The sequence below is a fragment of the Corallincola luteus genome (genome assembly GCF_004336975.1).
Classification (GTDB): domain Bacteria; phylum Pseudomonadota; class Gammaproteobacteria; order Enterobacterales; family Neiellaceae; genus Corallincola; species Corallincola holothuriorum.
Genome location: NZ_SJXE01000001.1, coordinates 1065623 through 1090217, shown reverse-complemented (window position 1 = coordinate 1090217; position 24595 = coordinate 1065623). Strand labels below are relative to the sequence as shown.

Sequence of the window (24595 nt, the reverse complement as noted above, 5' to 3'; positions counted from 1 at the left end):
AAATACGGTAAGGCGTTCGTTTGTTTTTCGTTCCAGCCGCTCTCGCTTCAATCAACGTGAGCCACGCCCGCTACCGCCGGCTTAGCGTTTAAACGATTTTAGCAACGCCATATCATTGGCTAGCAACTGGTCGAGCTTGTCTTGCATCCCTTGATTACCGCAGCCCTGATATAGGCTTAATGCCTGTTCATAGTCTGGTAATTGATACAAGAACGCAGCAATCGCATCTTGGTCTGGCTGTAAACATGCTTTTCCCAGCCCCTGTTTATCCAGCATATGGGCGTTGAGATGCTGCTCAAATTGCCCTTGCATTGGAAACGCCAAGTAGGGCTTTTTAAGATGCAGTGCTTCGCTAATCAAGGTGAAGCCCGCCGTCGCCATCACCGCTTTGCTGGAACTAAGGTCCTGCAAAAATCCCTCTTCACTGAAGGATCTGAAATACAGATTCCCCACCACCTCATCCTTGTTGTAGCCGTACACGTAAAAGCGCTCGCGAGGAAACAGGCTAAGCGTATCCAACAACGAATCAAACCCTGAGGTGGCGTACACCAAAATATGCTCCCCTGTGCTGGCGGTAAGGCCATAAGCAGCCGGACGGATCAGGGGCGGAAACAGTTGGCAATGGTCGTTTTTCAACGCGCCGGTATGAAAAGAAGTGATCAACGAATACCAGGGCTTGGGCACCATGGCGCGAATAATAGTTTCGGTAAGTAGTGCTTCCTTTTTTAGATCTGCCGGGCAGGCGTATTCCATGTAACGCATGCGGTGCTGATTATCCAGACTGATCAGCGGCAGATCATAGTGATTGGCGAGATACGCAGTGCAAGGTTCAAAATCGGTGATAACGCAATCCGGTTGAAATGACTTAAATAACTCGCGAAGCTTGTTAAATGCACGGGTACCTTCGGGCAGGTTAGCCAAGTTCTCGGTCAACGTTTTTAGTTTCGATACCTTGTTATCAACACTGGCGATGGTTAAGCCTTGGATTTGCAACACGTCAAACTGCTGGTGCAAATTGCGATAACCGCGATCATAGGAGACTAGCTTTAACTCATGCCCTTGCTGCTCAAGGTGGGCAGCCATCAGTTTCGCTCTAGAGGAGTGACCTGAGCCCTCCCCTGATACGCCGTAGATAATCTTCGCCATACTGCCTTCAAGTCTGTTTAAAGGAGAGATTTTATCGGAATGACACGCTGGGAACTGCTTTCACAGTCAAAACTCAGGTAAAAATTCAACACGTTACCCATGTGATGCGGACGCTATCAAACAAAAAGACCTTTCTGATTAGAAAGGCCTTTTTAAGTTTGAATATCTGGCTGTGAGAGAAGCAGCTCTACTTCAGCAGTTCATCGATTTCCGAGCTCGGCGCATGACGGATATCTTTACCCTTCACGCAGTAGACGATGTACTCAGAAATATTCTGGCAACGGTCACCGATACGCTCCAATGAACGTACCGCCCACATCACTTCCAATACCTTGGGAATTGAGCGGCTGTCTTCCATCATGTAGGTCACCATTTCACGCAAAATACCTTCGTATTCACGATCAACGCGCTTGTCTTCTTTATGTACTTTTAATGCCGCATCAACGTCCATACGGGCGAATGCATCAAGTACATCATGCAGCATATCGCAGACATGACGGCCCAGACTATCCAGACTGGCAATCAGCTGCAGCTGCTTTTTGTCGTATTCACCTTCCATCGCTACTTTGGCGATCTTCTTAGCGACATCACCAATACGTTCTAAATCGGCGGTGGTTTTATTGATGGCGACCATCAAACGCAAATCACTCGCCGCAGGCTGACGCTTGGCGATGATTTGAATACATTGACGATCGATATCCAGATCGAACTGGTTAACTTGTCGGTCGTTCTTACGCACCTGCTTCGCCGATTCGATATCGTTCTCTTCGATCGCTAACAAGGCATCGCGCAGCTGTTGCTCAACCAATCCGCCCATGGTTAATACCTGATTGCGGATGTTCTCCAGCTCCGTATCGAACTGGCCTGAAATATGTTTTGACGTGTTCATAGTTTCCATGGGATTGCTCCAAGCAGATCCATACGTTAATCAGAATTAGCCGTAACGACCGGTAATATAATCTTCGGTCTTTTTCTTTGCTGGCGTAGTAAACAGGGTATTGGTGTCAGCATACTCAATCAGCTCACCCATATACATGAAAGCGGTCTGATCTGAGACCCGCGCCGCCTGTTGCATGTTATGCGTAACGATCACCACGGTGAACTGCGACTTCAGATCGTTAATCAGCTCTTCAATGGTCAGCGTTGAGATCGGATCCAATGCTGAGGTTGGTTCATCCAGCAACAATACTTCAGGTGAAATCGCAATGGCGCGGGCGATCACCAAACGCTGCTGCTGACCACCGGACAGACCAAAAGCGTTGTCGTGCAGACGATCTTTAACTTCGTCCCACAGAGCTGCGCCACGTAGTGCTGTTTCCACCGCTTCGTCTAACTGACGACGATCATTTACGCCTTTAAGACGCAAGCCGTATACCACGTTCTCATAAATCGATTTCGGGAACGGATTAGGCCGCTGGAATACCATGCCAACGTTGCTGCGCAGGGCTGCCACATCCACATTACGGTCATAGATATTATGGCCGTGGAGTAGGATCTCACCTTCAATGCGACAGCTGTCCACCAGATCATTCATTCGGTTCAAGCAGCGAAGTAGGGTCGACTTACCACAACCAGAAGGACCAATAAACGCGGTCACCTGGTTTTTAGGGATGCTCATGCTGACCTGATGCAACGCCTGCTTGTCACCGTAGAACAGATCCAAGCCTTTAATTTCCAGTGCTTTTTGCTCCGGACTCATATTCATCAGATCCAGCTTTTCGCTTGAACCTGCTTTTAAGGTGGTTTTCACTTCAATCATCTTTATACCTCAAAAATCTTCTAATCAGTCCGGGCTAGTGTTCAAGCGAGCGGAATTTTTCCCGCAGGTGATTTCGAATTGAAATCGCCGTCAGGTTTAATGTAACAATCACGGTCACTAACAGGAACGAAGTGGCGTAAACCAACGGGCGCGCCGCTTCAACGTTAGGACTTTGGAAGCCCACATCATAAATGTGGAAACCCAGGTGCATAAATTTACGATCCACGTGGATAAACGGGAAGTTACCGTCGACAGGCAGTGTCGGTGCCATTTTCACCACACCCACCAACATCAAGGGGGCTACTTCACCGGCTGCACGTGCCACCGCCAAGATCAATCCGGTCATAATGGCCGGGCTGGCCATTGGCAGAATAATCCGCCACAAGGTTTCTGCTTTGGTCGCGCCCAGTGCCAAGCTACCTTGACGTATCGCACTAGGAATACGAGACAAGCCCTCTTCTGTCGATACAATCACCACTGGCAGGGTTAAAATGGCCAAGGTTAAGGCAGACCAGAGTACACCTGGCGTACCAAAGGTAGGTGACGGCAGCGCTTCAGGATAGAACAGCTTATCCAGCGAGCCACCTAACATATAAACAAAGAAGCCAAGACCAAATACGCCATAAACAATGGATGGCACACCGGCAAGGTTAATAACCGCGATGCGGATCAGTTTGGTGACCGAGTTTTTACCCGCGTATTCATGCAGGTAAATCGCTGCTATTACGCCAAATGGGGTCACAATCACCGCCATCAGCATCACCATAAATACGGTACCAAAGATGGCAGGGAACACGCCGCCTTCGGTGTTGGCTTCCCGCGGGTCGTGGGAGACGAATTTCGCCACCTGCACCATCCAGCGCCATACTTTTTGCGGCCAATTCATCGCATTAGGATAAGCGACATCCAATACATATTGCATGTTGATATTGACCTGCTCACCGCGCATATCACGCACCACAATGGCGTCACGGCGCATCTGATCACGATAAGCAAACAGGTCTGTTTCATGCTGCTGGTACTCATTACGCAGTTCTGTGCGGCGAGCCTCAAACCCCGCCTTGGCTTCAGCTGTTAACTGCTCTTTCAGCTCCAGACCACGCTCTTCCAAACGGATACGTTCCAGCTCATAGTTGATCTTGCCGATCACGCCGTTTTGCAGATCCAACGCCTGATTATTCAGCATCACCGAGCGCTCGATACGAGCTTCCAGCTCTGTCGCTACGGATTTGGCAACCACGGGCTCGCCATTTTCCAATAGCTGCTCAGGGAAGCCATAGAAGTTGCCGTTCTTCGAGCGCTCAAACACAGCAATGCCTTTGGGCTCACGACGCTCAACAATGTTGGTTTCCAATATCCAGCGAAAGTCCAACTCAACAAACTCACGGTTACCTGTTTTTACTAGATAACGAGTCACAAACTCTTCATCGTAGCCTTCCAGCTTAACCCCAGCCTGACGCAGACGAGAGGCAGGCACCAGCTCCTGATCATGGATCTCACCAATCACAGTGGCGATTTCGCCGTTCGGTTGGCGCAAATCAAACTCATAGATGGTTGCAGGCCAGAAAAAAGTTAAACCGCGCCATGCAATCAACAACAATAAACCGATAACAGCGACCAGCGAGATACTGACTGCACCACCTGTCATCCAGATCCACGGGGAACCTGACTTTATCCAATTCTTCATCTTGGTCATTTCCCTTACATCGAGCTGTATTTTTCACGCAGCCGCTGGCGCACGAATTCAGATATGGTGTTGAAGATGAAGGTCAACACGAATAGTACAAACGCTGACAGGAACAGGATCCGGTAGTGAGAACTACCTACCTCTGCTTCTGGCATTTCTACCGCAATATTGGCAGAAAGCGTTCGCATGCCTTGGAAGATACTCCAATCCATCATTGGCGTATTACCTGTGGCCATCAGTACGATCATGGTTTCACCCACGGCACGGCCCAGTCCCATCATCACTGCCGAGAAGATCCCCGGACTTGCGGTTAATAGCACCACGCGAGTCAATGTCTGCCAGCGTGTGGCACCCAATGCCAATGAACCGTTGGACAGGTGTCCGGGCACACTGAACACAGCATCTTCGGCAATCGAGAAGATGGTAGGGATCACGGCAAAGCCCATCGCTAAACCAACCACTAACGCGTTACGTTGGTCGAAAGATATCCCTAGCTCATTAGTGATAAAGACACGGGCGTTACCTTCGAATAACAGATCTTCTAATCCAGGGCTAAGCGCGAACGCTGCCCAGCCGAAGAAGATAACCACAGGCACCAACATCGCCGCCTGCCAACCATCAGGCAAACGGTTAGTGATATCTTTAGGCAGCAGGTTAAACAGGTATGCCGACAATAGAATGCCAAACGGCACCAAGATGAGAATCGCCAAAATCCCCGGCAAGTTATCTTCGATATAGGGAGCTAACCAAAGCCCAGCCAGGAAGCCGAGAATAACCGTTGGCAACGCTTCCATGATCTCAACCGTTGGCTTAACCCAGGTACGCATACTTGGTGTCATGAAATAAGCGGTATAGATAGCACCAGCCAACGCAATAGGCACTGCAATTAACATGGCGTACAACGCCGCTTTAATTGTGCCGAAGGTTAATGGCATCAACGACAGTTTGGGTTCAAACTCATCACTGCCAGACGTTGATTGCCAAACATATTGCGGATCTGGGTAGCCTTCGTACCAGACTTTGGTCCACAACGCGCTGAAGGTGACTTCCGGATATTCGTTTTCAACATCGAAGAAGTAGATATCTCCATCATATTCCAGCAGTGCAGCATTATGGCGAGGCGCAAGCGTCAGTGCCTCTGCAGAACTGGCAGTAAAGTGCTGTTCAAACAGACGGCTCTGACCCGTGGTGTGGTAAATAGCAACATTGCCTGTGTCCGTGGTCACCATAAAGCCCTTACGGCCTTTCTCTGAGACAAACTCGGTCACCGCACCATCGGACTTAAAGCCGCGAATACGCTGGAACTTACGCCCCTGCTCGCCATTCACTTCAAACCACTGGCTGATATCGCCATTGTCGTAGCCGATTAACAAAGAGGAAGCACCCGTCAACAATCCCATAGTAGAGACATCAGACGCTTTACTGCGGAGGTCAATCACCTGCTTCAGCGTTGGCTTTGCCAAATTACGCAAATTCCACACCTCGATCCGATTATCACCACGGATAAACAGGTGGTTCTGATCCGGCGTTAACAGCATTTGCTGTACCGTATTCAGTTGCGAATCAATCTTGGCGTGACTAGGGGTCCACACCACTTCTTCGGTGAGGAAGTCTTCTTCAGCGCTAAAGGCTGCCAATACAATACGATGATCCGAGGTGCGACTGACCACACTGGCAGACTCATCGTCCAGTGCCACCGCCAGCTTTTCAATTGCTGCGCCCTGCGGATCAAACAGCAAAGGCGAGTCGCCAAGCGGATAGAACATCTCAGGCGTTAATACGCGCACATCATTCGGAAAAGAGGTACGAAATTGTGGTTTCACAATAACCCCCATCCCTGCTGCATCGGCATACGCCACCATCTCATCGCCCGTAGGCACAGCCGCAGAGGCGGTCATTGGCCCAGTCAACACGACCTGATGATGATAGATCTCGTCGCCTGCTTTTCTCTCACCCAGGTCTCGGGCAGCAAAAAACGCCACCTGACCATCGGCAGCAAAGCGATAGCCGATCTCGGCTTGCTCTTCGATGCCAAGAGAAACGACGTTCGCTTCAGTATTCACCTCGAACTTAAACTTCTGTTCCATGTCGACTGGCGTAAAGATCGGCAGTACCACATACAGCAGATAGAAAAAGATAAGCAATAACGCGACTAGCACCATCAAACCACCGCCAGTCACGCCAAAGCGCGCTAAATTGTCTTTAAACAGCCGACGTCGACTGCTCCGAAATATCGGCACCGAATTGGCAGCCATGGAAAACCTCACCCATAGTTTGATGGCGCAGAGTATATGACGTTTGTATTACAGTTTTGTTACTAACGCCTCTTACCCCTCCAAATTCATCAGAAAAATCTGAAGGACTAAAAAGGGATATATCTTTCTTCTTAAAATTTATTGAGTTACAACAAAGGAACAGACAAAGCCTTGCTGGACACCTCGCCTGTCTAAATCAATAATGAATGTTCAATATGTAAAAGAGATGACAAGATGAAACAACTGGTAATCACCCTGCTCGGCGTCGACCGTCCTGGAATTGTGGATAAGGTGTCAGACTTGGTTTTGCACCACGGTGGCAACTGGCAAGCCAGTAGTATGCGGCACTTGGCAGGCTTGTTTGCTGGGATCCTCGAAGTCACCATCGCCGATGACCAGGTCGATGCGCTGAAAAGCGAATTATCTAAACTGACGTCATTGCAAGTACAGGTCGCAGATGGCATCACCACAGAGAAACAAGAAAAGCGCATTCAGGTGATGGTGACCGCCAACGATCGCCCCGGCATCGTGCAGGATATCTCTAAAACCGTCAGCGGCTTGGGAGCCAACGTCTTAGTCTTAGAAACACGTTACGAGAGCGCGCCAAACTGGGGGCAACCACTGTTTAAGGCTGACACATTAGTCAGTTTGCCAGCAGGACTTGATGAAGAACAACTTACTGATGCATTAGAGGCGATCGCCGATGATCTGATGGTTGATATAGAAAGCTCTTAAGCAAACAGGATCTATATTTAGAGTAACTGGGTGGCTGTCATAAATATGTCATAGCTCTCAAAGATCATTGCGCGGTAGCAACGGTATCCGTACGGAAATAACTAGGAGTAACAATGAGCATCGATCATTTGTACGTCGAGAAAGAACTTAGCTGGTTAAGCTTCAACGAGCGGGTTCTGCAGGAAGCGGCGGATAAGTCGGTGCCGATTGTCGAGAGAGTGCGCTTTCTCGGCATTTTTTCCAATAATCTGGATGAATTTTTCCGCGTCAGGGTGGCCGATGTAAAACGCCGCCTGCTGATCAGTAAAGTCAGTAAAGGCGACGCCAACCCAACCCAACACCTGCTCACCAAGATCCAAACCAAAGTGCTCAAATTGCAGGAGGATTTTGATCTCATCTATACCGATGTGATTAAAGGGCTGGCGCGACATAATATTTTTCTGATCAATGAAGACCAACTGAGTGAACAACAGGGTCTTTGGCTGAAACAGTACTTTCGCGACAAGTTACTCCGTTATATCGCCCCCATTATTGTTGACCGTCGTACTGACTTGGCAAAGATCCTGAAAGATGATTTGACCTATCTGATCGCCGAGATGCGCAGCCCCGAGCAAGTAAAATACGCTGTGATCGAAATCCCTACCGATGACGCTCCACGGTTTGTGCAGATGCCACGAGAAAAAGGCAAAAAACGCAAAAACGTCATTTTGTTAGATAACATCATCCGCTATTGCCTAGACCAGATATTTGCGCCGTTTTTCCAGTACGAGACCTGCCACGCCTACTCGATGAAGATGACCCGAGATGCCGAGTATGGTCTGTCAGATGATATCGACCAATCTTTAATGGAGCAGATGTCTGAGGGCTTAAAGCAGCGCCTTACCGCTGAGCCAGTGCGCTTTGTCCATGACCGAGAGATGCCGGAATCGATGGTTGAACTGATTAAGTTTAAGCTCGGTATCTCCAACTTTGACTCAGTGATCCCCGGAGGTCGCTACCACAACTTCCGCGACTTCATTGGCTTTCCAAACATTGGCCGTAGTTATCTGGAACACCAGAAACTCCCGGCCGTTAACAGCCATGACTTTGACAGCCATATCACCGCTTTTGACGCCATCAAAGCAAAAGATATCCTGCTCTATTATCCGTACCACAAGTTCCGTTATGTCACCGAATTTCTGCGCCAGGCAGCAATCGACCCTGCGGTACGAGACATCAAGCTAAGTGTCTATCGTTTAGCCAAGCGCAGCCGTATCGTTAAGTCACTGATTGATGCAGCTGAAAATGGCAAAAAGGTCACGGTGATAGTTGAGCTCAAAGCGCGATTTGATGAAGAAGCCAATATTGAATGGGCCAAGGCGCTAACCGAGGCAGGGGTTAAAGTGGACTTTGGTGTGCCATCACTGAAATGTCACTCCAAACTATGTTTGGTGACGCGCAAAGAGGGTGATGAACTTGTCCGTTATGCCCATATTGGCACCGGCAACTTCCATGAAAAAACCGCAAAAATTTATACTGATTTCAGTCTATTTACTCGCAACAGAGAGATCACCGAAGAAGTAAAGAACGTCTTCGAATTTATCATTCATAGCTATAAGAGATTTAATTTCAAACACTTGGTGGTTTCCCCAACGGACAGCCGGAGTCGTATCTATCGCGCCATAGACCGCGAAATATCCTCGGCATCCAGAGGCTTAAAAGCGAGCATCTTCCTGAAAATTAATAATGTTGATGATAAAGGGATCATTGATCGCCTGTATAAAGCCAGTAGCGCAGGTGTCAAAGTCAGAATGATTGTGCGTGGCATGTGTGCGCTGATCCCAGGGATCCCTAACCTGAGCGAAAATATCGAGGTTATCTCAATAGTCGATCGCTTTTTGGAACATCCTCGGGTGGCCGTATTTGAAAATGAAGGCGAACCGGCCGTTTGGATCTCTTCTGCTGACTGGATGACACGAAATATTGATCGCCGCGTTGAAGTCGGTTGCCCTATTTATGATCCAGCATTGAAGCAACAGATCATCGATATTTTAAATATCCAATGGTCAGATACCACCAAAGCCAGGATCATAGATAAAGAGCAATCGAACCAATACAAGCCGCGGGGTAACCGCCGCAAGATCCGTTCACAAATAGCCACCTACGAATATTTGAAGGCGGTCGAACAAAATAAAGCAGGTGCTTAAATAAACTTGCCTTATGGCCGGGGGTAGATAATGCTAGCAAGAACAGGCTAGCCCGAGACAGCTAACGGTACGCGGTATGAAATATACAAAGCAGCCCAAAGATTCTCGCTCCCCCCTGGTTGATGCTCAGTTCGGCGTCGTACCTTTCGTTTTCGATCGTAATGAGTTGAAAGTTGTGCTCATTACCAGCCGCAGCAACAAAAAGAAGTGGCTCTTTCCCAAAGGCCATGACGAACCCCACCTGAGTCATAAAGAGGTTGCCCGTACCGAAGCCTATGAAGAGGCCGGCCTACTTGGCATCGTCGGGGCTAAGCGTCATGCAAAAAGCTTTTCACGGCTCACGGGTGGCAGGCAAAGACAGTTACAGTTCTATCCCATGGAAGTGACCATGTTACTGCGCAGCTGGCCAGAACAAGCACAACGCCAGCGTTGCATTGTCTCTATTCCAAAAGCATTGCAACTTGTGCAGTGTCGCCACCTCAAACAAATATTGCTGCGGATGGTCAACCAACTCCACACGCAGGAGCAAGCCAGCTAGTTATCAATGAACCAATATGATGGTTGCCAAGCCTAGGAAGGTAAAAAATCCACCCACATCGGTCAACGTGGTCACTAAAACTCCACCAGCCAACGCTGGATCAATTTTGAAGCGCTGCAACAGCATCGGCGTAAGCACCCCAGCTACTGCGGCAATAAACAGGTTCACCACCAACGCCATCGCGATCACCCAGCTCAGCGCGGCATGTTCAAACCAGAACCAGGCAATGACTCCGACCAAGACAGAGAACAGTACGCCATTCAGCAGCCCCGCCCTCACCTCCCGGGAAAACAGCCAGCCGATATTACCACGATTGATCTGCCCCAGTACTTGGGCGCGGATCATTATGGCCAATGACTGATTACCTGCTATCCCTCCCATGCTGGCAACAATGGGTTGCAGTACCGCTAGGGCGACAAACTGTTCTATCGTCGCTTCAAATAGACCGATCACCGCCGCTGCCATAAATGCCGCCACCAGATTGATCGACAGCCAAACGGCTCGCCGGCGCTGAGTCTTCATCACTGGCGCAAAGGTATCCTGCTCCGCGTCCATGCCAGCGCGTTCCATAATATGGTTCTCTGCCTCGTCACGATACAGATCAACAATATCATCAACCGTGATCCGACCAAGCAAGCAGCCGTCACCATCCACCACGGGAGCAGATACCAGATCCCGCTTTTCGAACAGTAATGCCACTTTCATGCTTGCCATGTCGACATTAATAGAGACCGGCTCCTCATCCATTAGGGCTTTTATTTCGGTACTGGGATCTGCGGTTAATAGGGAGTTTACGGAGACGCTGCCAAGCAGCCTATCATCTGTATTAACCACCAACAGACTATCGAATATCTGTGGTAGAGCAGGCAGCTGGCGGAAGTAACGCAATGCGGTTTTTACCGTGACATGGGGGCGAACTGACACGGTATCCGTGTTCATTAAACCACCCGCCACATCATCACTGTATCCGAGGACTCGCTCAACGCGTTGGCGATCCTGCGCGCGCATGGAGTGCAGTACCTGAGCCGTTAATGTAGCGGGCAGCTGTTGCAAGATATCAGCGATATCGTCGGTATCGAGATCGGCGGTTACTTCTGCCAACTCCTTCGGTGCCATGTTTTCCAAAAAGTCGCCGGCAACATCTTCAGCCAGCTCAGACAACACTTCACCACGATGCTTTTCTTTAAGCAGCTTCCAGATCACCTGGCGCTCTTGCGGTGTACTGGCTTCGATCAGATCCGCAATATCAGCAGGGGGCAGGCTAAAATTGAGCAGGTAGCGCACGTTACTCAGTGAACCGCTATCAAGCCCCGCTTCGACAATACCCACGTCACGGGCGATTTGGGCTTCTCTGGTCACCTTGTCGCTCATAATACTCCTCCCCTTACCGCGCTAACTAGTCGACTCGCACCCAATGGATAAACACACTGGCCACAACTCAGTTAATAGAAGACCACTATTCGCAGCGGAGGTTGCATCAACCGCAGCAAAATATCTCAGGCACTGTTACCTGTGCTTTAACAATAAGATACAGCCACGCTAACCGTGAAATTAATGACCAACTTGTGACGCTGGTAGGGCAAATAAAAAACCCCGGCAGAAGCCAGGGTTTGTTTGCAAAGCAGTGGTAAGCGATTACAGATCGATGCCCAGTGCTTTCAGGTCGGCCATCACAACCTTGTTAGGCAGTGGGATATAACCATCTTTCTCTACGATTTCCTGACCCGTCTGTGACAGAACCATCTTCAAGAACTCACGCTCCATTGGAGGCAAAGGCTGATTCGGGTGCTTGTTCACGTACACATAAAGGTAGCGAGACAGTGGGTACTTACCATTCGCTGCATTAGCGATGTCGGCAGGAATGAAGTTAACGCCATCCTTAGACAGTGGCACTGCACGTACACCAGAAGTCATGTAACCGATACCTGAGTAACCTACCGCGTTCAATGAAGCGGAAATAGACTGAACAACAGACGCTGAACCAGGCTGCTCATTCACAGAGTTACGGAAGTCACCTTTACACAGGGCTTTTTTCTTGAAGTAACCGTATGTACCAGACACTGAGTTACGACCATATAACTGAACATCTTTCTTGCTCCAGTCACCAGTCAGGCCCAAGTCGCCCCAAGAGTTAACGTCAGTGACTTCGCCACACTTACGAGTGCTAGAGAAGATGGCATCAACCTGTTGGATAGTCAGCCCTTTGATAGGGTTGTCTTTGTGTACGAAAACAGCCAAAGCATCGATAGCAACACGAACAGCCGTTGGCTTGTAGCCATGACGTTTTTCAAATGCTGCGATCTCTTTGTCTTTCATCTTACGGCTCATTGGGCCGAAGCTTGAAGTGCCTTCAGTCAGTGCTGGTGGCGCAGTAGAAGAACCCGCCGCCTGGATCTGAATGTTTACGTTTGGATAATCGCGCTTAAACTCTTCAGCCCAAAAGGTCATCATATTGGCCAGCGTATCTGAGCCGACTGTTGACAAGTTGCCAGAGATACCAGAAGTCTTCTGATACTTAGGCAGTTCGGCGTCTAGTGCAGCCACGTTTGCAGAAAATGCGGTTGCTACCGTCAAACCGATAGCGCCAACCAGATGTTTCAGTTTCATTGTGTACTCCGTTTATGGGTCGTCCCAAGCTCTAATCGCGCTCAAGTATCTGGCGCTCTGATGACAACTCTATGACTGCAAGGTTACGCTTTTATGACAGGCACTAACTTTCGTTAGCTTGTTCGGAAATACGTCGGCTATCGAGCAGGTGAGAAGGGATCTCAAAGCTAAAACAGCTGCCTTTACCCACGGTTGAACGGATTTTCAATTCGCTTTGATGGTTACCAAGTGCATGTTTAACAATGGAAAGTCCTAAGCCTGAGCCACCAGTATCGCGCGATCTGGCTTTATCGACACGGTAAAAACGCTCAGTGAGTCGCAATAAATGCTCAGGTTCGATGCCATCGCCGTCGTCTTTAACTGAAAACAGTGCGCCGGCTGCCACCTTTTTCCATACCACCTCTATATGCCTACCAGCCGGGGTATATTTAACGGCATTGAAGATCAAGTTGGAAAAGGCACTGCGCATCTGCCTCGGCTCACCAAACATATCAATGCCCGGCGTTACATCAAAAGTCACCTGCAACTGTTTGTCGCGATATACAGCGTCGACCTCCTGCTCAACAATAGCGAGCAATTGGCTAACGTCGATACGCTGACTGCCCTTTGACTGCCGAGCAGACTCTAAACTTGAAAGCTCTGTTAATTGTGACACCAAACTGTCCATCCGGTCTGTTTGAGAGACCAACATACGATGCACCTGCTGCCACATCGCAGGATCCATCTGCGATGGGTCTGACAACATCTCCAAATAACCTTTAACCACGGTCAGCGGTGTGCGCAGTTCGTGGGAAACATTAGCCACAAAATCCCGCCGCATATTTTCCAAGCGCACCAACAAAGTAATATCGCGGATCACTAACAGCCGTTGATGATCACCGTAGGGCATCAAGCGCATCTCTAATTGACGCTGGGTATCAATGGGGGATGTGAGAATAAGCGGTTCTTTGTCATTTCTTGCCCGAATAAAATGACCAAACTCTGGTGACCGTACTAGGTTATCGATCCGCTGCCCGCGATCTTCCGGCCAACGCAAGCCAAGTAGCTCATGGGCCTGAGTATTAGACCAAAGGATCACATGATGTTGGCCAATCAGCATAACCGCATCAGGCAACGCCTCGGCACCTTCGCGAAAGCGGCGAACTAACTCGCCCAATTGGCTGCGGCGCTGTTGATTGCGCATCTGCAGTTTATAGATACCATCAAACACTGGACGCCAACTACCAGAGCCTTCGGGAGGGGCAAAACGACGGCTTTGCCAGAGGTAATGGCGTAAACGATTAAGATTAAGGTAGTGCCAAACAAGTAGCGCAATAGAAGCAACGAGCAACAGCTCGATAAGTAGGCCGGTAAGCAAGCCCAGTAAAATAACCCCAGCGTAAAAAAGTGACAGCGTGCTTATCAGGCGTGCTGCTTTATAGCGATTATCCATTCAGCCATTACAACTAAATACGGGTGGAGAAACGGTAGCCAGCTCCACGAACAGTTTGGATAAGCTTATCATGTCCGGACAACTCGATCGCTTTTCGTAAACGCCTAATATGAACATCAACGGTGCGGTCTTCAACATAAATATTCGTTCCCCAGACATTATCTAATAGCTGCTCCCGGCTATAGACTCGCTCTGGATGGGTCATAAAGAAGTGCAACAGCTTAAATTCTGTCGGTCCCATATCCAAGCTATCATCATCAACCGTGACACGATGACTGACCGGATCCAAACGCAATCCATGTACTTCAATCACATCATCTAAGCTGGTGGGGTTAACGCGGCGAATAACCGCCTTGATGCGCGCCATTAACTCTTTCGGCGAAAAGGGCTTAGTGACAAAATCATCGGCCCCCACTTCTAAGCCGCGCACTTTATCTTCCTCTTCACCACGAGCGGTAAGCATGATGATCGGGATCTGGCGGGTAATATCGTCACGTTTAAGCTGCTTGGCAAGCTGAATGCCACTGCCACCAGGCAACATCCAGTCAAGGAGGATGAGATCAGGATAGGGTTCGGTTAAACGTGAAAGTGCAGAATCGAAATCTTCTGCTTCCACCACCTGGTAGCCATGCTGATCCAATACGAAAGACAACATCTCACGAATAGGTGCTTCATCTTCTACCACCAGAATGCGCCTTGCCATTAACCTTCCTCTCTTGTCCACTGAGCGTTTCAAGTTCATCCCTGCACGCCAGCTATTTCATTAACACCCTACTCAAAACGTAGAGGTGTCGCTCTAATGAAAGATTATCAGGCTAATAGATTTCACTTTTATGACAAATGTTAATAAGTCACAAAACTAACGGTGACGCAGTAGATAAATTGCTGTTAGCTGCCTAATTCGGCAATCAAAGCTGCCAGCGCGGCAGTAATAAGTCCTGCCGCCGCGCCTGCCGATAAGCTACTCCCCTTGTTTTCGCGGGGAGGTTCATCGCTCTTTTTCGCCACCAAATCAGGATCGGCACCGGATTGCCCAGTAGACGATACCGTTGGCCAACGCACCAGATGAGACTTTACCAACTCATCGAGAATGCCGTGAAGGGCAACAGCCATGGATTAAAATTTATGGATCATTCCCAAAGCAAGGTAGCTGGCATCGTCATTCTGCACGGCCGTGTCACGGTAGCTGCTCTCTGGTTTTTCATTAATGGTGTACCAAAGATACGCTGACGTTGTCTTATTGAAACTATAGTCAACGCCTATACTACTGCCGCTTTGGAAGCCTAGTTTATTACCGTCTTCATCTTTTCGCTTGGTGTAGCCAATTTTATAAAGATCGGAGGCCATATACTGAGCCTTAAACGTCCAAGCTTCCATCAAATAAGCAACATTGACCATATAACCTGATTCATCATCATTGCTCTCACTGTCTTCGGTGTTTTGCCACATTGCACCAAATTGCCAATCACCCAGTGCAGCGCGCCCTACCAGCACAGTATTGCTATAACCGGCAACCCCATCCTCATAGGCAACAGCCCCCCACAGCGGCTGCTTTTTAAGCGATTTATCGCCATAGAACAGCGCGAGGTTATAACCTTCATCACCGTCCTCTTTGTCTTTCTGCTTGCTGTTGTCGCCCATAATAACGGTGGCACCCAGCTGCAGCTGATTCCAAATCGGAGATTTCCAGGTGATGTTGTCACCTAACCGGTTATCACCGGCAAACAGGTACTTGATATCACCTTCAACATCGCCGAACTGATCGGCACCGTTGTTGGCTTCTTTGAAAATGGTGTTGCGACGCCCAATCATCACGTCACCCGCCGGCGTCGACAAGCCGACGTACTGATCCCGTGAATCCAACGCGTCACCCTCGTCATCATCAATATTGACCTGGAATTCAAGCTTATAGAAAACACCCCAGCCATCAGCCAGTTCACTGTCGCCCTTAAGGCCAAAACGAGAAGCATAACTGGCGACTTCAGAGTAACTACCACGGGCGGTGGTGCCATCATCGCTCTGTTGCACCGCTAAATTTAACTTACCGTAAAGCGTTGGTGCCGCTTGGCTGATTGGTGTCGCAGCCAAAAGTAGCAGCGCAGGTAACAGGCGTATGGCCATGGGAACTCCCTCATCAAATCAAATAACAATATTTCGAGGGATAGTAACAAAAACGTCACATAGCCAATTGACCTGTAACAGTTTCCAGAGGGAGTCAGCTTTTGGAATGCAAAAACGGGAGCCAATGGCTCCCGTTTCTTTCTTTAAATCCGTCTAAAGCAGGATTTAGAATTTGTGCTCAAGGCCGATGCCGAAGTAAGACTCGTCATCTTCCATATCGCCGCCAGCATTTTCATACTCGGCGTCATCCCAATCACGCATCGTGTAGTAAGCGTATACTTTGGTTGGTTTGCCCAGCTTATAGTCAGCGCCGACACTGATAGCAGAAGCGTCGTTGCCTTCTGAGTATTTACCCGCGCCGTCAGCATCTTCCATCGTCTGGTATTGCGCTTTCAGTGTCCAAGCATCGATGGTGTAAGCAGCGCTCAGCATGAAGCCGGTCTGGTCTTCGCCGTTGCCACCCCAATCTTTATCTTGCTCTTGGTTTTGCACAATAAAGCCTAACTTCAAGTCTTCCCACTTGTAGCCAACGGTTGCACGGATGATGTCCCAGCCGCCATCGACTTGAGAGTCCATTGCCAAACCAGCATACAGGTCAGATTTTTTCAGCTTCTTATCGCCATACGTGATAGCAGAAGAGAAACCAAAGTTAGTGTCGCCGTTATCATCTTCCTGAGCACTGTTGTCTTCAGAAACAACGGTGAAACCTAACTGGAAATCATTAAACTTAGGTGTCTTATAGGAGATTGTGTCGCCTTCACGGTTTTCACCTTGGAACAAGGTTTTAATATCACCTTCAAGGTCACCGAAAACATCCACTTTGCCCTGCGACTGCTTGAGCATGGTATCGTTACGGCCAATCACAGCTTCACCGAAGAAACCTTTCAAGCCAACGTACTGGTTACGTGACTTAAGGTTGTCATCACTACTATTACCTGCGTTGTCGTCTGTCAGGTTAATCTGGAATTCGTACTTATAGATGGCCTGCAGGTCATCCATCAACTCAACGCCGCCCTTGATACCGAAACGTGATGCGTTGCTCTTAACTTCCATTTCAGAACCGTCAGTGCCTTTATCGTCTGCAGCTTGAATGGAAACGTTAGCTTTACCATAAACGGTGACCGGAGCAACCGCGAATGCCGGAGCGGCAAACGCCATGGTCAAAGAAGCGGCAACAACAGTTTTCGCGAAGTGCTTCATCGTAACTATCCCTTATAAAAAATTTGTTGGTTTCTCAAATTCCGAAAGCTCTTATCAAAGCCTTGGCTTCGGATGCGACAGAGTTTGTCAGGCAATTGTGACAGTTTGATGTCAGTCGTCACCATTTTGTTAAAACTAGTCAAGACAAATTAACGCGGTATAAATAAATTCATTTTTATGACTAATATCAAAACATTACTTTTATTGAATGCTGAATTGGGCAGGATAATTCTGTCGCCATCGGAGCAATAAATGACGGCTTGTTGCAAATTGAGAATGGTCACACGAGCAATAGCGCTGATAGGGGAACCGTTAGGCTGTATTGTCCTCGTTCGGGATAAAAGGCTGCAAGGGTTTGATCAACTAGCTGTTTTTAACATTCTTCCCTTGGCGAAACAGAGAATATTATCCACAATTGATTAAATAAGATACGAGGACTCGTTTTCATTACTTTGGGCGATGGATGTAGCCATGCAGATCAACAGTCTTTCCCGAAAACTTCTGCACCAAGTGCTTTCGATCTACTTCGTGTTAACTTTCTTGGTGACCTGCGGCCAGGTCGCCGTTGAATACTTCAATACCAAATCCTATATCACGGGCGAGCTGGAAACGATCCAAAAAACCTTTAGCGCCAGTTTGACCCGGGCGATCTGGGAACTGAACGTACAGCAAGCTCGCACTATCGCAGAGGGCCTTGTTGCTATGCCAATGATCGAAGGCGTCGTGATAAGAGACGAAAGCGGAAAAGCGATGATTGAGATCGGCAGGCAACTAACAGCAAACGCGTTACCGCTCGCCGAACAACTGACTGCACCACAATTACAACAAGGCAGCCATGGGCTATTTGGCTTTACTTTCCCCCTTGTTTTTGAATTTTCAGGCCGTGCCACCCTGCTCGGAGATGTCACCATATACTCCAGCCGAGATGTGGTGATAGATCGAATTAAGGTCAGCCTTATCTTTCTGGTCGGCAACGCCCTGATAAAAACCCTTTTCTTAATATTCCTTGTCATGATGGTGTTTAATCGTCTTTTGACTCAACCTCTCTCCGAGCTGACTCAACAGATCAGCGATTTGGACTTAGAAGATATTGGTGCCGCTAAAGTAAAACTCAGTGGTGATGAAAAAAATGAACTGACCCTGTTAGAGGGCAGTTTCAATCAGATGATTGACCAACTTGCGGAATACAAAGAAGGGCTGGATTCGACGCAGAAAGAGCTAATCGACGCCAACCGGCAATTAGATGAACAAAATCTAAGGTTGGAACAAGATGTCGCCAAAAAAACCTCCACACTAAGCCGCACTTTAGTTGAAGTTGACCGGCAAAAAAGTGAATTGGAACAGCATCAAGCTGCGCTGAAACTGCAACAAGAGGAGCTGGCCGTTTCATTACAAGAGCTAAAAGCAACCCAGGCCCAGCTGGTTGAATCAGAAAAAATGGCATCATTGGGTGGGTTAGTGGCAGGAGTCGCACACGAAATTAACACCCCTATTGGAGTGGGAGTTACCGCAGCATCCTACCTAGACGACAGAGTTAAAGAGCTACAACAGCGTTTTAGCGACAAAACCTTAACACAAAGCAATCTAGCCGAATTTTTGACCGACGCTCAACAAAGCACGCAGCTGCTCTCAACCAATCTCAACCGCGCAGCAGAACTGATCGCCAGCTTTAAACAGGTAGCTGTCGACCAAACCAGCGAGCTGATCCGGGATCTCAATCTAAAAAGCTATATCAACGAGGTTATAAAGTCACTGCAGCCCAAACTGAAACGGCAAGCGCCCCGTTTTCATATCAATTGTCCAGAAACCCTTGTGCTTCATTGCCGCGCGGGTGCGCTGTCACAGGTATTTACCAACCTCATCATGAATACTCTGATCCATGGATTCAATGACACTGGCAGCGGTGATATTTTTATCGATATCGCCATGGTCGATGGGCAGGTACAAATTATCTATCGCGATTCAGGTACTGGCGTATCTCAGGAAAGCCTTCGCAAGCTATTCGATCCCTTCTTTACTACGCGTCGAGGACACGGCGGCAGTGGTTTGGGCACCCATATTCTTTATAACCTTATTACGCAATCGCTAAAGGGAAGCGTTCAGGCCACCAGCCCTCAGGGAGAAGGGCTAAGCTATACCATCACCCTCCCTATCAGCAGTGAATAGCCAACTATTGAGAATCAGCGAAAAGTTACCCGCTGTGGTGAACGATTTTTGATAGGTATACGGGAAAGGAGGCTCGATTGCATTATGCGTCATAGAAGTAGATCTGCTACCTATATCCAGCGGCATCGCAATTCAATGAGGTACGCCGATACGCACGCGGAATAAACAAGTGGGCTAACAAACAGCTATTTTTGCCCCACCCCTCAAACTGAGTCGTTTCACCTTGATGTAACGAATGAACAGTTTGAACACCGCTTTAAAACATAACGAGTTCCAACTGCCGCGGTAGACAGTTCAAGCAACCGAAATGATGTAGGTAAAGACACTGTTCAATTAGCAAAATAGACAACTAATGTAACAGTTTGTAGCTAGCACAGAGGCTTGCAATCGGTCACACTAGATTTAGATAGATTTATTCAGGAGAACGCTGATGCGTAAAATTCTCATTGTTGGTATGGCCACCTTGGTCACTTTCTTAGCGGGGTGTGCACCAAGCTCACAAACCGGTACCAGTTACAACCGAGAAGAAGCACGAAAAGTGCAACAGGTTCGCGTTGGTCAAGTCCTCGATGTTCAAGTGGTGAATATTGAAGGCACTAAATCAGGTGCGGGTGGCTTAGCCGGTGCAGCCGTGGGTGGTATCGCAGGTTCATCTGTTGGCGGTGGCAAAGGCAGTGATATCGCCGCTGTCGTCGGGGCAGTCGTTGGCGCAACCGTTGGCGCAATGGCGGAGGAATCATTAACCGCCAAGCAGGGGCATGAATACACCATACGTTTAGAGAGTGGCGATATTATCTCTGTGGTACAGGCATTTGACCCTGAAAAACCTGACGCTGTGGCATCCGGCGACTGGGTAAAGATATTGCAACAAGGCAGCTCTACCCGCGTCAATAAACTCGAGAACTACAGCAACTTCAAAGCCGACGGTTCGGGTGGCGGAGGCACCGCAGGCGGTTCAACCGGCGGAGGCACACCAACAACAGGTGACGATGCTGGGGGTGGCGATATCGGCGGCTCAAATCAAGATGCTAATAGCAGCACCACAGAGAAAGCATCAAACAACGGTTAAGCAAATTTGTTATCATGCGGCAGCATTGACTGCCGCATGAGAAACCAATAATGGCTCTAAAATACAAAACCATTCCTGTCACCCAATTCGCCCAAAACTGCACGCTACTCTGGTGCACCGATACCATGCAAGCAGCCCTCATTGACCCCGGTGGCGATGTACATCGTCTGTTAGAAGCAGTTAAAAACGAACATCTGACACTAAGCAAGGTATTGCTGACGCATGCCCATATCGATCATATTGGTGGCACTGCAACATTGACTCAAACCAGCGGTCTTCCCATTGAAGGCCCTCACCTGGATGACAAGTTCTGGATCGATTCACTACCGCAACAAAGTCAGATGTTTGGCTTTGCCAAGGTTGATACATTCGAGCCCAATAGATGGTTGGACGATGGTGACACCGTCACCGTCGGCAATGAAACCTTAAAAGTCCTGCACTGCCCAGGGCATACACCGGGACATATCGTTTTTTACCATGAGCCTAGCGCCACCGCTTGGGTCGGTGATGTGTTATTTCGTGGCAGCATTGGCAGAACTGATTTTCCGAAAGGGGATCTTCCGACCCTCCTCGCCTCAATTAAACAAAAGCTGTTGCCCTTGGGTGATGATATCCGTTTTGTTCCCGGTCATGGGCCTGAATCAACCTTTGGCGAAGAACGCCGGACAAATCAATTTGTGCGAGGCTGAGCCTTGCTGAACTGGCATTGCTGTGGCTCAATAAGCCCCGTTTTTTAATACAAGCCTTTCTGAATTGGAATAACTATGTGGTTTAAAAACCTGCGTATATATCGATTCAGCCGCCCTTGCGAGCTGAATGAAGAATCACTGGAAACAGCCCTGGCCGAATTTGCCTTCACTCCATGTGGCAGCCAGGACCGGCAACAGTTAGGCTGGGTTGCGCCTTTAGGCCGTCACGGTCAAACCCTACTGCACGCTGCCAGCGGTAACCTGTTGCTATGTATGCGCCGGGAAGAACGCGTACTGCCGTCTGCGGTCGTCAAAGAAGCACTGGATAGCAAAGTCGCCGAAATAGAGGAAGCACAAGGACGCCCAGTCCCACGCAAAGAGCAGCAGACACTCAAAGAAGAGATTGAGATGCAACTGCTGCCCCGCGCCTTTACTCGGAGTCAAAAGACGTTTGCCTATGTCTCACCGCAAGAGAATCTACTGATTGTCGACGCCTCCAGTGCCGGTAAAGCCGATGAACTGGTATCGCTTCTGCGTAAGACGGTCGGCTCATTGCCCGTAGTCCCTCTAGCCAGCAATACCAATCCCGCCGCCTGCATGACAGATTGGGTGAAAAATGGCCCGATGCCAACAGGCTTTAGCCTGCTTGAAGAAGCAGAGCTGAGAGATACCCAGGAAGATGGCGGGGTTATCCGCTGTAAGCAACAAGATCTAACCAGCGACGAGATATTCGCTCATCTCGAAGCGGGCAAGATGGTCACTAAGTTAGCTGTCGATTGGCGCGAACGCCTGACTTGCCTGCTAGAGCAAGAGTTAGTGATAAAACGACTCAAGTTCAATGACCTATTGCGAGAAGAGAGCGGCAACAGCGACGATGTAGATGCTGCAGCTAAATTTGATGCCGACTTCTTATTAATGTGTGGGGAACTGGCGAACTTTATTCCTGAGTTACTGGAAGCACTGGGTGGCGAACAAAGCGACGACACCGAATAGTCATAACGCCCTGCGTTAGACAATAAAAAACGCGCTGAACAGCGCGTTTTTTATTGTCACCAAGAACAGGAGTTAAGCGCTAAACGCTTCCTGTGTTTCAGCAAAACGCTCTTTAAACTCGTCAGTATCAAATAGTTCTAGCGATTCGATCACCCCTTTTTCCAAATAGGGCTGTAACAAATCGACCTGCGCTTTCCCCTGCCCTAACAAGCCAGCATAAACTGCGCCTATACGGATAAAGTCTATATAATCAACGCTCTTCGGCTCGTAATCATCCGCATTCCATTTGGCAATAGCGATGGCGAATGACTTATCAAAGTCCCACTTCTTAATGATGGCGACACCGATGTGCTTAGTTAACTTACGGATCGCCTGATCGAGAAAACCACGGTTCGCTAAATCGGAAGCGTTTTTCTCCGCTTCCGCCAAGATAGGCAAAATACCAATATTGTGGACAAGCCCCATCAGACAGAGAGTATCGCTCTCCAATGCCGTGCCCGGGTGCTTAAGCTTATAAGCGGCGAAGATAGCACCGGCGGCACTGGCGACATCAACCGAGTCACACCAAGCGCGATCAAAGTAATCAAACACCACGTCGTTCTGACAAATAAACATCTGCTTCATCGCCATCGATGTTGCAGTATTCTTCACCTGCTCCAAACCAATGCGATTCACCGCAGCATTTAGATTCGTTACTTTCACCGCTCGTGCATAAAACGCACTGTTAGCAATACGGATCATGCTTGCAGTTAACGCAGGATCTTTAGCGATCTCATCTGTAATGCTGTGTAAGCTCGCTTCAGGGTTATCAACCGCATCACGCACACGCAACGCGATCTCTGGTAGAGTCGGTAGCACCAGTGCGTCAGTTTTAATCTGCTCAAGCAGGTTGTCTAACAAAGTATTTTCGGACGACATATATAGTTCTCGAAATTCAGAAACTTAGCTAAGGAATGAAGATATACCTTAGTACTATTCAAAAGCTGTTTTTATTTCACGGAAACGGGTCATGAACATCTCATGTTCAAACGGCGACTCACCCTCTTGGAAAATTCCTTTTTCAGCCGTCAGTTGCAGAATATTCTCCACTAACTTCTCATCCTTCGAAACCTTGGCATAGATTGCACCAACCCGCACGAAATCCAAATAGGAAATAGCGGTTGGCTGAACAGACATATCACGCCAATCACGTACTAACTGAGCAAACTCTTCACCAAAGCCCCATTTTTTCATGATAGCGCCACCAATTCTGGCACCGAATCGAGCAATAGCACGATCTAAGAAGGTAGGATTAGCAAAAACGTCATCATGACGCTGCGCTTCAGCTAAGATCGGCAACACCCCGATATTATGAATGAGTCCCATCAGCGTCAGAGTATCAGCCGACACAGTGCTACTACGATGGTCTTCACGATAGTTCGCAAACACCGCCGTTGAAGCCGCAGCGACATCGACAGCTTGATGCCACGCTCGCTCAATATAAATACGAACAATGTCATTTTTGCAGACAAACAACTGTTCCAGCGCCATGGCAATGGCAATGTTCTTAATCGCCCGCATGCCTATGCGATGCAGAGCCGCATTCAACGTCGACACATTAGCCGCTCGCGCATAATGTGCGGTGTTAGCAATACGGATAAGGCGTAAACTTAGCGCAGGATCTTTACTCACCACATCGACTATCTGAGCCAATGTACTGTCAGGGTCATCAACAGCATCACGCACCTGAATAGCCACTTCAGGCAATGAAGGTAACACCAATTCGTCATTTTCCAGCTGGGCTTCCAATATGTGAAACAGGGCTTCTTCTGCGGACATTCAAAGGTTCTCTATTCTTATTGAAACTGTTAGCCAAAGCTGATTTTGGCGCATGTTAACACAGCGATGACATCTGGGTTCGGGAGCTAATTCACAGGATATGAAGGTGGTGATTATTTAACCAGCCGAGTTGCTGAAAATGCGCCTTAGGTGTAGAATTCGCCGCCCTAAACCGGTCATCACACGAGTTATTG

Annotated in this window: 21 protein-coding genes; 7 read left to right on the top strand and 14 right to left on the bottom strand. The window is 48.6% G+C overall.

Features of this window, described 5'->3' with window-relative positions; all coding sequences use genetic code 11:
• Nucleotides 1-81: 81 nt before the first annotated feature.
• The 5 genes from EZV61_RS04805 to EZV61_RS04785 all read right to left on the bottom strand — a co-directional run bounded on the left by EZV61_RS04805 (nt 82) and on the right by EZV61_RS04785 (nt 6847).
• Nucleotides 82-1146, bottom strand: coding sequence for a glycosyltransferase family protein (locus EZV61_RS04805; protein ID WP_131414501.1), 1065 nt, complete (start codon nt 1144-1146; stop codon nt 82-84).
• Between the two features lie 187 nt (nt 1147-1333).
• Nucleotides 1334-2044, bottom strand: coding sequence for a phosphate signaling complex protein PhoU (gene phoU / locus EZV61_RS04800; protein WP_114338650.1), 711 nt, complete (start codon nt 2042-2044; stop codon nt 1334-1336).
• Between the two features lie 36 nt (nt 2045-2080).
• Nucleotides 2081-2905 (bottom strand): phosphate ABC transporter ATP-binding protein PstB, encoded by an 825-nt coding sequence (gene pstB, locus EZV61_RS04795; RefSeq protein WP_114338651.1) that lies wholly within the window; start codon nt 2903-2905, stop codon nt 2081-2083.
• Between the two features lie 34 nt (nt 2906-2939).
• On the bottom strand, nt 2940-4592 hold the full coding sequence (pstA, locus tag EZV61_RS04790) for a phosphate ABC transporter permease PstA (protein WP_114338652.1): 1653 nt from the start codon (nt 4590-4592) through the stop codon (nt 2940-2942).
• Nucleotides 4593-4606: 14 nt separating this feature from the next.
• Complete coding sequence (locus EZV61_RS04785; protein WP_114338653.1) at nt 4607-6847, bottom strand: ABC transporter permease subunit; 2241 nt, start codon at nt 6845-6847, stop codon at nt 4607-4609.
• Nucleotides 6848-7081: 234 nt separating this feature from the next.
• Between EZV61_RS04785 and EZV61_RS04780 the strand changes: the two genes are divergently transcribed.
• The 3 genes from EZV61_RS04780 to EZV61_RS04770 all read left to right on the top strand — a co-directional run bounded on the left by EZV61_RS04780 (nt 7082) and on the right by EZV61_RS04770 (nt 10306).
• Nucleotides 7082-7582, top strand: coding sequence for a glycine cleavage system transcriptional repressor (locus EZV61_RS04780; RefSeq protein WP_114338654.1), 501 nt, complete (start codon nt 7082-7084; stop codon nt 7580-7582).
• 113 nt (nt 7583-7695) lie between these two features.
• Complete coding sequence (gene ppk1 / locus EZV61_RS04775) at nt 7696-9768, top strand: polyphosphate kinase 1 (RefSeq protein WP_131414500.1); 2073 nt, start codon at nt 7696-7698, stop codon at nt 9766-9768.
• Nucleotides 9769-9844: 76 nt separating this feature from the next.
• A complete protein-coding gene (locus tag EZV61_RS04770; protein WP_130566660.1) occupies nt 9845-10306 on the top strand; it encodes an NUDIX hydrolase in 462 nt (153 codons plus the stop codon).
• Nucleotides 10307-10309: 3 nt separating this feature from the next.
• Here the strand turns inward: EZV61_RS04770 and mgtE are convergent, their stop codons facing one another.
• The 7 genes from mgtE to EZV61_RS04735 all read right to left on the bottom strand — a co-directional run bounded on the left by mgtE (nt 10310) and on the right by EZV61_RS04735 (nt 17666).
• A complete protein-coding gene (gene mgtE, locus EZV61_RS04765; RefSeq protein WP_114338657.1) occupies nt 10310-11677 on the bottom strand; it encodes a magnesium transporter in 1368 nt (455 codons plus the stop codon).
• A gap of 264 nt (nt 11678-11941) precedes the next feature.
• On the bottom strand, nt 11942-12913 hold the full coding sequence (locus tag EZV61_RS04760) for a PstS family phosphate ABC transporter substrate-binding protein (RefSeq protein WP_114338658.1): 972 nt from the start codon (nt 12911-12913) through the stop codon (nt 11942-11944).
• A 103-nt stretch (nt 12914-13016) separates the two neighbouring features.
• Entirely contained in the window at nt 13017-14345 is a 1329-nt protein-coding gene (gene phoR, locus EZV61_RS04755) for a phosphate regulon sensor histidine kinase PhoR (RefSeq protein WP_130566659.1), read from the bottom strand.
• Between the two features lie 13 nt (nt 14346-14358).
• On the bottom strand, nt 14359-15048 hold the full coding sequence (phoB, locus tag EZV61_RS04750) for a phosphate regulon transcriptional regulator PhoB (protein ID WP_114338660.1): 690 nt from the start codon (nt 15046-15048) through the stop codon (nt 14359-14361).
• Nucleotides 15049-15233: 185 nt separating this feature from the next.
• Nucleotides 15234-15458, bottom strand: coding sequence for a hypothetical protein (locus EZV61_RS04745; protein ID WP_114338661.1), 225 nt, complete (start codon nt 15456-15458; stop codon nt 15234-15236).
• A gap of 3 nt (nt 15459-15461) precedes the next feature.
• Entirely contained in the window at nt 15462-16466 is a 1005-nt protein-coding gene (locus tag EZV61_RS04740) for a porin (protein ID WP_114338662.1), read from the bottom strand.
• Nucleotides 16467-16631: 165 nt separating this feature from the next.
• Nucleotides 16632-17666: a porin gene (locus tag EZV61_RS04735; RefSeq protein WP_114338663.1), complete on the bottom strand. Its 1035-nt coding sequence runs from the start codon at nt 17664-17666 to the stop codon at nt 16632-16634.
• A gap of 471 nt (nt 17667-18137) precedes the next feature.
• On the opposite strand from EZV61_RS04735, the gene EZV61_RS04730 reads away from it, so the two are divergent.
• The 4 genes from EZV61_RS04730 (at nt 18138) to rdgC (ending at nt 22583) form a co-directional block, all read left to right on the top strand.
• Complete coding sequence (locus tag EZV61_RS04730) at nt 18138-19832, top strand: sensor histidine kinase (protein WP_131414499.1); 1695 nt, start codon at nt 18138-18140, stop codon at nt 19830-19832.
• A 430-nt stretch (nt 19833-20262) separates the two neighbouring features.
• Complete coding sequence (locus EZV61_RS04725) at nt 20263-20901, top strand: outer membrane lipoprotein (RefSeq protein WP_199405233.1); 639 nt, start codon at nt 20263-20265, stop codon at nt 20899-20901.
• Nucleotides 20902-20951: 50 nt separating this feature from the next.
• Nucleotides 20952-21590 carry an MBL fold metallo-hydrolase gene (locus EZV61_RS04720; protein ID WP_114338665.1) on the top strand — a complete coding sequence of 213 codons (639 nt, stop codon included), beginning with the start codon at nt 20952-20954 and terminating at the stop codon, nt 21588-21590.
• Nucleotides 21591-21665: 75 nt separating this feature from the next.
• Nucleotides 21666-22583, top strand: coding sequence for a recombination-associated protein RdgC (gene rdgC / locus EZV61_RS04715; RefSeq protein WP_131414498.1), 918 nt, complete (start codon nt 21666-21668; stop codon nt 22581-22583).
• Nucleotides 22584-22655: 72 nt separating this feature from the next.
• Here the strand turns inward: rdgC and EZV61_RS04710 are convergent, their stop codons facing one another.
• Together EZV61_RS04710 and EZV61_RS04705 are read right to left on the bottom strand one after the other, a co-directional pair.
• On the bottom strand, nt 22656-23501 hold the full coding sequence (locus EZV61_RS04710) for an HDOD domain-containing protein (RefSeq protein ID WP_131414497.1): 846 nt from the start codon (nt 23499-23501) through the stop codon (nt 22656-22658).
• 54 nt (nt 23502-23555) lie between these two features.
• Complete coding sequence (locus EZV61_RS04705; RefSeq protein WP_114338668.1) at nt 23556-24401, bottom strand: HDOD domain-containing protein; 846 nt, start codon at nt 24399-24401, stop codon at nt 23556-23558.
• Between the last annotated feature and the right edge of the window lie 194 nt (nt 24402-24595).

Bases quoted from the DNA above. Each gene is read 5' to 3' on its own strand.
- EZV61_RS04805 (WP_131414501.1), bottom strand. From the start codon at position 1,146: ATGGCGAAGATTATCTACGGCGTATCAGGGGAGGGCTCAGGTCACTCC.
- phoU (WP_114338650.1), bottom strand. From the start codon at position 2,044: ATGGAAACTATGAACACGTCAAAACATATTTCAGGCCAGTTCGATACG.
- pstB (WP_114338651.1), bottom strand. From the start codon at position 2,905: ATGATTGAAGTGAAAACCACCTTAAAAGCAGGTTCAAGCGAAAAGCTG.
- pstA (WP_114338652.1), bottom strand. From the start codon at position 4,592: ATGAAGAATTGGATAAAGTCAGGTTCCCCGTGGATCTGGATGACAGGT.
- EZV61_RS04785 (WP_114338653.1), bottom strand. From the start codon at position 6,847: ATGGCTGCCAATTCGGTGCCGATATTTCGGAGCAGTCGACGTCGGCTG.
- EZV61_RS04780 (WP_114338654.1), top strand. From the start codon at position 7,082: ATGAAACAACTGGTAATCACCCTGCTCGGCGTCGACCGTCCTGGAATT.
- ppk1 (WP_131414500.1), top strand. From the start codon at position 7,696: ATGAGCATCGATCATTTGTACGTCGAGAAAGAACTTAGCTGGTTAAGC.
- EZV61_RS04770 (WP_130566660.1), top strand. From the start codon at position 9,845: ATGAAATATACAAAGCAGCCCAAAGATTCTCGCTCCCCCCTGGTTGAT.
- mgtE (WP_114338657.1), bottom strand. From the start codon at position 11,677: ATGAGCGACAAGGTGACCAGAGAAGCCCAAATCGCCCGTGACGTGGGT.
- EZV61_RS04760 (WP_114338658.1), bottom strand. From the start codon at position 12,913: ATGAAACTGAAACATCTGGTTGGCGCTATCGGTTTGACGGTAGCAACC.
- phoR (WP_130566659.1), bottom strand. From the start codon at position 14,345: ATGGATAATCGCTATAAAGCAGCACGCCTGATAAGCACGCTGTCACTT.
- phoB (WP_114338660.1), bottom strand. From the start codon at position 15,048: ATGGCAAGGCGCATTCTGGTGGTAGAAGATGAAGCACCTATTCGTGAG.
- EZV61_RS04745 (WP_114338661.1), bottom strand. From the start codon at position 15,458: ATGGCTGTTGCCCTTCACGGCATTCTCGATGAGTTGGTAAAGTCTCAT.
- EZV61_RS04740 (WP_114338662.1), bottom strand. From the start codon at position 16,466: ATGGCCATACGCCTGTTACCTGCGCTGCTACTTTTGGCTGCGACACCA.
- EZV61_RS04735 (WP_114338663.1), bottom strand. From the start codon at position 17,666: ATGAAGCACTTCGCGAAAACTGTTGTTGCCGCTTCTTTGACCATGGCG.
- EZV61_RS04730 (WP_131414499.1), top strand. From the start codon at position 18,138: ATGCAGATCAACAGTCTTTCCCGAAAACTTCTGCACCAAGTGCTTTCG.
- EZV61_RS04725 (WP_199405233.1), top strand. From the start codon at position 20,263: ATGCGTAAAATTCTCATTGTTGGTATGGCCACCTTGGTCACTTTCTTA.
- EZV61_RS04720 (WP_114338665.1), top strand. From the start codon at position 20,952: ATGGCTCTAAAATACAAAACCATTCCTGTCACCCAATTCGCCCAAAAC.
- rdgC (WP_131414498.1), top strand. From the start codon at position 21,666: ATGTGGTTTAAAAACCTGCGTATATATCGATTCAGCCGCCCTTGCGAG.
- EZV61_RS04710 (WP_131414497.1), bottom strand. From the start codon at position 23,501: ATGTCGTCCGAAAATACTTTGTTAGACAACCTGCTTGAGCAGATTAAA.
- EZV61_RS04705 (WP_114338668.1), bottom strand. From the start codon at position 24,401: ATGTCCGCAGAAGAAGCCCTGTTTCACATATTGGAAGCCCAGCTGGAA.